Annotated in this window: 7 protein-coding genes; 3 read left to right on the forward strand and 4 right to left on the reverse strand. The window is 59.9% G+C overall.

Features of this window, described 5'->3' with window-relative positions; translation table 11 throughout:
* Positions 1–611 precede the first annotated feature (611 nt).
* Entirely contained in the window at positions 612–1,229 is a 618-nt protein-coding gene (locus AADX97_RS28195) for a hypothetical protein (RefSeq protein ID WP_374237489.1), read from the forward strand.
* A 98-nt stretch (positions 1,230–1,327) separates the two neighbouring features.
* On the forward strand, positions 1,328–1,753 hold the full coding sequence (locus AADX97_RS28200) for a hypothetical protein (protein ID WP_374237490.1): 426 nt from the start codon (positions 1,328–1,330) through the stop codon (positions 1,751–1,753).
* Between the two features lie 264 nt (positions 1,754–2,017).
* On the opposite strand, the gene AADX97_RS28205 is transcribed toward AADX97_RS28200, so the two are convergent.
* Entirely contained in the window at positions 2,018–2,647 is a 630-nt protein-coding gene (locus AADX97_RS28205; RefSeq protein ID WP_374237491.1) for a site-specific integrase, read from the reverse strand.
* 246 nt (positions 2,648–2,893) lie between these two features.
* Here AADX97_RS28205 and AADX97_RS28210 point away from each other — a divergent pair, with 246 nt between their 5' ends.
* Complete coding sequence (locus AADX97_RS28210) at positions 2,894–3,064, forward strand: hypothetical protein (protein ID WP_374237492.1); 171 nt, start codon at positions 2,894–2,896, stop codon at positions 3,062–3,064.
* 39 nt (positions 3,065–3,103) lie between these two features.
* Here the strand turns inward: AADX97_RS28210 and AADX97_RS28215 are convergent, their stop codons facing one another.
* From AADX97_RS28215 to AADX97_RS28225, 3 genes are read right to left on the reverse strand one after another with little or no spacing between them, the layout of a single operon-like run.
* Positions 3,104–3,385, reverse strand: a complete 282-nt coding sequence (locus tag AADX97_RS28215; RefSeq protein WP_374237493.1) for a formylglycine-generating enzyme family protein — start codon at positions 3,383–3,385, stop codon at positions 3,104–3,106.
* On the reverse strand, positions 3,372–5,942 hold the full coding sequence (locus AADX97_RS28220; RefSeq protein WP_374237494.1) for a PAS domain S-box protein: 2,571 nt from the start codon (positions 5,940–5,942) through the stop codon (positions 3,372–3,374). The genes AADX97_RS28215 and AADX97_RS28220 overlap by 14 nt, the downstream gene beginning before the upstream one ends.
* Before the next feature lie 12 nt (positions 5,943–5,954).
* The gene (locus AADX97_RS28225) at positions 5,955–6,461 is read right to left on the reverse strand and encodes a PAS domain S-box protein (RefSeq protein WP_374237496.1); all 507 of its coding nucleotides are present in this window, start codon (positions 6,459–6,461) and stop codon (positions 5,955–5,957) included.
* Between the last annotated feature and the right edge of the window lie 106 nt (positions 6,462–6,567).

Here is a 6,567-nt window from a genome sequence, read left to right on the forward strand (position 1 = left end):
GCGGGCACCCGCGAACAAGTTAAAAGCGAGGACGTGGGCGGCGTTGCGTGGAAGTCGGAGCCATCCATACGAGCGTTGACGCCCGGTAACGCGGGTCGAGCAAAGGGGTGGCGGCCTGAGATAACGCGAGGGTGAAACACGGCCCTACACCGTGAGGACTCTGTCCGTGGCAACGACGCTCGCGCGTTTCACACAGTCGGCGTGTCCCGTCCTTGGGCGGTGCGTGCGAAGCCCTGCGCTGCGGCGGGTGCCGTCAATGCGGAGTCGACAGGGCGCTGGATCGCTCCCCTGTTCCACTGTGAACGACTCGGGCTGGGAGCCGGATGGTGTAACACTCCAAGTCCGGTTCTGCGAGGGGCCGGGAACGAGTCGTCGCATGGCAGAGATATTGTGGCACCGCCGGGAAACCAGGCGGCAACAGAGAACACGAACTTCTGCCTACACGACGGTGAGAACCCGGCCTACTCTCCGGCTCAATTTTTGGTGGCTTGAATGAATGAGATCGCCCAACAAGCCCGCAAGCCCGACGCCAAACTGCGGCGGGCGCCTCGCGCGTCGCCGCAGCTTGGCGCGGGCTGCGGTTGACGTTAGGTCACTAGGAGGAACGCAGCATGAAGCTGTGTGAGCTTGAGACGGCCGTTCTGGAACACGGCGGTGAGTTCTTGTGCGAACGGATTCATAACGAAAATGAAACAAAGTTCGTGCGCTTCACGCACTCTGTTGACCCCCCTGGTGGGCACGCTGATCTTCCGGCTGTCGGAAGACTTGGCGACTTTTATGAAACCTTCGGCAGCATTCTTTTCTATCACGACGATAAGAGTGGAGATGCTGGAAAGTACATAGCTCACCCATCCCAGTGGGAAGATCTTCATGGTGCCTTTAGCGCTTGGATTGAAGACTTGGCTCAGGAGGAACGTGATGAGTGTGTTCCGGCCTGGGTCAGGACATGCCTGGTTATCGGAGAAACACCCCAGTCCGGAAACTATATTCTTGTTCCAATTGAGGGTCCCGAAGTAGGCCACGTCTTCGAGTTCGATCATGACGGGTTTGAATTCAAAGACGAGGCTGAGGATGTTGTCGAGTACGTAAAGAAGCTGCTCAAACCCGACAGTTCTACCCTGTCCAAGATTGCTTCTCACATGAGGTTCATTGAAGGCGATCCAATGGTGCAATGGTGGATACGGGAGCTACGAGACAATGAAGGGCACATTGTTAGAACCAACGCATAGCTGCGAATCGCGGACTAACCCGCCCCTCCAAAGGGACGCTACGTCGGCAAGCCGCCTTCGCGTGCCTGTGCTGGCACCTTAGCTGTCAGGAGGAAACTTTGAGTACAGTACTGTGGGCAAATCATCTCCTCAATAATGGCGAGGTGGCATCTGATGAAAATGACAAATGGGCGCTGTACAAGCACGCTGACAAGCTTGACAAATTGGCAAGCGTAGCCGGGTTGGAGCCGTTTTGCAGTCTGCTCGATCACACCGACATGCAATTCAACCTCGGTGGTGATGAGCTACCCGATGGAATGCAATCGACGAACGACTTGATGGCACGCAGCGGAGTCTGGAAGTCCGCCGATGATGCGCTTGGGATTCTCAACGGACTTTTGACGTTAATCACAACCGAGAAGCCGAGGTTTGGCATCCTGAATAACGATTATGATGCTGTAGTAGACGAGCTATCGCAGAGCATTGAGTATGCGAAAATGGCGAGAAACTTAGGTGTCAAAATCAACTTCTCAGTCGTGACGTGACCTGACAGAGGGCAACGCCAAAAGGGGAGTGTATAAAATAATGAACTTAAATGAAATGCTGGATTTAGCGTTTGAACAATTTATATCAAATACGGTAACTGACGAACTGCTTAGTCAATAAAGAATTCTGTTACTTTAGCGGATGTCGATACACTGATGATAAAGGTAAAAGCGGCCGGCGAAAGCTAGAGCGCTGCGTCGCGCCTTTCGGAGCATCCAGCAAGACGATGGAACTTCGTCGCTTGCGCATCCGAGGTTTCCTAATCACGCGGTCTTGGCAAACTGACCGATAACGACGTTGCCAAGTTCCTCGGTCGTTAGCAGCAACGCGAGCCGGTCGCCCAAGCGCCGCCAGTCGTCCCGCTGTTCGGCCTTCAGCTCATGGCGCTGATAGATCCGCTTGAGCTTGTTTTGCTCGACATGGTTCAGGCAGCGCTCGATCACCTCGCCCATCACGCCCAGTTCGCCCATCAGGGTCGCTCCGGTGCGGCGCGGATCGTGCGGCGTCCAGGCTCCACCCGACAGCAGTAGCGCCCCCGTGGCCTTGGTCCGGTTGGAGAGCGGTTCATGGCGCACGCGGTCCTTGATCTGTTTGGTGATGGACTTCAAACAGACATGCCCCCGGTCGTCTCTGGCCGGCAGGCACCAATCCGAATTGCCGGTCAGGATCTTTAGTGCCTGGAACTGCGCATTGGCGAAGTCGGAGAGAAAAACGTTGTGATCCTTGGCGTTCTTGGTGTTGCTGCCAGGGATGAACCATGTCTGTTTGGCCAGATCGAGGTGCTCCCAGCGCGCCTGAGATAATTCGCCCACCCGGCAGCAAGTCGACAGCATGATCCAGATGGCTGCCTCCGTCGTGTGCAGCAAGTTGGCCGCCGGGAGGCGCTGCTTCAACTCGAATCGGTATCTGCATGCCGATCTGCAACTGGAGGAGCGTGCCCTTGGCTACAGCGACCCCGCAGGCGTCCCGCCAACCCGATTCCAACCGCAGGACAGCCTGCTATCCTTCCTGAAGTCGCTATGACGATGCCGACTCGAAAACAACCGAACATCAGGGACCCGACGAAGAAAACTGGGCAGGCCAACACCCACGCGGCATATCCGGGAGTGCGGCATAATCAAGCCGAACGCGACCTGCGCATGCCCAAGCTCAAGCAAAAGGTCTCGGGCTGTTTCCGCTCGCCCGAAGGTGCCGCGGCCTTCGCCACGGTACGCTCCTATCTGTCTACCCTGCGCAAGCAGTCGATCGATCTCTATCCCGCCCTGGTGATGACCTTCAAGGGTCAGCCTCCGATGCCGCGCTTGCCGTAAGGCAGCTGGCTACCTGAACGGTACAGGTTTTGTTGAATCTCACTCCTGCTGAAGGAAGTCAGTCAGCTTTTTGTTGGCTTCCCGTTCGGCGGCGGTCGGAAATCGATGACGTTGGCCCGTTAGGACGCTCAGCCACCGGGTGTAAGCGACGGCGTCGTCCCAGGTCACGTTGACGACAGGGCGTCGTTCAGGATCCCAGCCGGAGTCGTCCAGTTTGACGTGACCGGTTGGGTTGCAGAAGGCATCGAATTCATCGAACGTGACCTCGTAGACCCCGATCGCGAAGGGCCTCGACAGCGTCACATCCTCATTGATTTTCAAGTGCCTGCCGCAGCAGGTCGCGCACCGTCACCAGCGCACCGGGGTAGTCGAACGCCGCCACTTGCTGTTCCAGTTGCGTGGCTGGCGCCCCGTGCGTCGCCAGCAAGAGCGGACGACTGCGCTCGAACAGATCGGTGGCTGCGGTATCGTCGTGGTCCAGTAAGGGTTCCAGTTGCTCAAGTACCGCGAGCGCCCGCTCGGGATCGGGAGCCGGTACCTCTTCTGCCGCCTCGGGCAATTGGGCGAGTACCGCATCCAGGGCCTGCATTTCGGTCTGCAGAGCCGCCACGAGCCTGGGTATCGATGCCGTCTCCTTGGCGCGCAAGGCGTGCTCGAGCACCAGCGCGGCGGCATGCAGGGCGGTCGCGCCAAGGGTTCCGGCGGCTCCCTTGAGCTTGTGCAGTCGTTGCCTGGCAGCTTCGGCCTGGCCTGCGGCAAGCGCGTCTTGCAGGCATTGCGGATCGTCGCGATGGCCGGCGGCAAACTGCCGCAACAAGGCCACATAGGCGACTGCATTGCCACCCAGGGCCCGCAGTCCGCGGGCGGTTTCGAGACCGGCAAACTCGGTCAAGCGGGTCGGCAACACGACCTGATGCCCTGGCCGATGGGCCGGCGCGACGATCGCGTCATCGGCGCGTTCGGTCTCTTGCCCCGCTGGCAACCACTTCAGCACGGTGGCGAAGAGTGCGTCCGGCTCGACCGGCTTGGTGATGAAGTCATTCGTCCCCGCGTCCTTGCAGGCCTGGCGGTCTTCGTCAAAGGCATTCGCCGTCATCGCCAGGATGGGCCTGGCCTCCCAGCCGGGCAGCTTGCGGATGGCGCGGGTAGCGTCAAGGCCGTCCATGTCGGGCATCTGCATGTCCATCAGGATCAGGTCGTACGCGCGGGCGGCGGCCTTCGCCACCGCCTGCCGGCCGTCCTCGGCCGTGTCCACGGCCAAACCCACGCCGTGCAGCAGTTCCAGCGCCACTTCGCGATTGATGGGGTTGTCCTCGGCCAGCAACAGCCACTTGCCGGGGGACTGCTGGCGCAGTTGCACCTCGGCATTGCCTGTGGGTTCGACCCTGTCGGAGGACATGACGCCATGTCCACGCTGTAGGCGGGCGGTGAACCAGAAGGTGCTGCCCACCCCGGGCGTGCTGTCGACGCCGACATCTCCACCCATCATCCGCGCCAGCTGTCTGGTGATGGCGAGCCCGAGGCCGGTGCCACCGTACTTGCGCGTCGTCGTGGCATCGGCCTGTTCGAAGGCCTGGAACAGCCGCTGCCTGGCTTCCGACGTGATGCCGATGCCGGTGTCCGCGACCGCGAATTGCACCAGCAGGTCGTCGCCGTCGTCCTTCAGGAGCAGGGCGCGCAGCATGACACGACCTTTATCGGTGAACTTGACCGCATTGCCGGCGCAGTTGAGCAAGGCCTGGCGCAGCCGCAACGCATCCCCGCGCAGCCAGGCCGGCACCGCGTCGCGGTCGATCTCGACCGCGAGACCCTTCTCCTGCGCCGCGGGGGTGATGATGGACGCGACGTTGTCGAGGACGGCCGAGAGGTTGAAGTCGGAATCCTCCAGTCGCAGCTTGCCCGCTTCGATCTTGGACAGATCGAGAATGTCGTTGATGATCGACAACAGGTGCCGGCTCGCGTTGTCGATCTTGGTCAGCCGGTCCGCCTGCTCCGGTGTGGCGCCCGCGCGTTGCATCAGGTGGGTGAGGCCGATGATGGCGTTCATCGGCGTGCGGATCTCGTGGCTCATGTTGGCCAGAAAGGCGCTCTTGGCGACGGTGGCGGCTTCGGCGGCGTCCTTGGCTTGTTGTAGTGACTCTGCAAATTGCCTGCGCTGGGTGATATCGACTCCAAAGCCAGTGAAATAATCGGGGGCGCCTCCCTGGCCTTCGTGAAAGTAGACGGTCATTTCGACCGGTATCGTGTGACCATCACGGTGCCGTTGATCCGTTTCGAAGCGCACAAAGCGATTGATGCGGATATTGGCTGCGACGTCGGGATAGGTTTCGACCGTAATGTGCGCATCGATATCGTGAACGCTCAGCTCCCGTATTCCCTCCGGCGAGTAACCCAGAAACTCACAGGCATAGCGGTTCGCGTAGATCAGTTTGCCGCTATTCACCTCGGCGCGGAATATTGCCGTGCCGACGCTCTCAAGCGCAAACAGCGTTTCATTCAATGCAGCGGTGCGCTGCGCCACCAGGTCCTCCAGGTGATTGCGGTACTGGTCAAGCTCGAGGCCGATGCGCTTCTTATCGGTGATGTCATCCTTCACCGCCACGTAGTGGCTGATCGATCCGTCGGGCTGGCGCAGTGGCGTGATGATGGCGAATTCGATGTATTCGGTGCCGTCCTTCTTGCGGTTGTGGAATTCCCCCTTCCACGACTGTCCCTGCGTCAGGGCGGCCCACATCGCAGTGTAGGTTTCCGGCGGCGTCTTGCCTGAGTTAAGGACGCGCGGATTTTGCCCGATCAGCTCATCGCGGGAATAGCCAGTAATCTGTATGAAAGCGTCATTGACATATTCGATCGCGCCATCGAGCTTGGTGATCGCGATACTTTCCGGACTCTACTCAATCGCGAGCGACAGCTTGCGCACTGTCGCTTCGCTTTCCTCGGCCTGCTTCTGGGCGGCAAGCGCGTCTTCCATCAGGCTCAATGCGGCGCGGGACGACTGCTGCTGGACTTCGAGGGCGGCGCTCATTTCGGCGAGGCGCCGGGACTCGCTTTCAGCCAACTGGAGGGCAGCGCGCTTGCTCTCGGTGATGTCCGCGAAAAGGCTGACGAATTGGCCAGCAGCGGGGCTGAATGCATTCAACTTGAAGTGCTTGTCGAGTTCGGCGGCGTAGTTTTCAAAGACGACCGGTTCGCCGGACAGCGCCACCTTGCCGAACGTTTCGATCCAGTGTTTCTCCGTGCCGGGCAACACCTCTAGGACGGTGCGGCCCACGATGTCCTCGGCCTTCAGGCCAGTGATGCGCTCAAAGGCTGGGTTGACATCCAGGTAGCGATAGTCAACGGGCTCCCCCTCGGCATCGCAGACGATCTCGTGCAGCGCGAAGCTAGGATGTTCAATCGCCCAGGCTTTCCCATCAAAACTTTCATGCCGTTTTCATGTCGAGCTTCGGCGCCTTGAACGCCTGTCGTCGCCGGGCCAGCATGGAGTCGCCGAGATGCGTCTT

This window comes from Thiocapsa sp. C2-2m (assembly GCF_041903745.1).
Classification (GTDB): Bacteria; Pseudomonadota; Gammaproteobacteria; order Chromatiales; family Chromatiaceae; genus Thiocapsa; species Thiocapsa roseilacustris.

Bases quoted from the DNA above. Each gene is read 5' to 3' on its own strand.
- AADX97_RS28210 (WP_374237492.1), top strand. From the start codon at position 2,894: ATGCCCAAGCTCAAGCAAAAGGTCTCGGGCTGTTTCCGCTCGCCCGAA.
- AADX97_RS28195 (WP_374237489.1), top strand. From the start codon at position 612: ATGAAGCTGTGTGAGCTTGAGACGGCCGTTCTGGAACACGGCGGTGAG.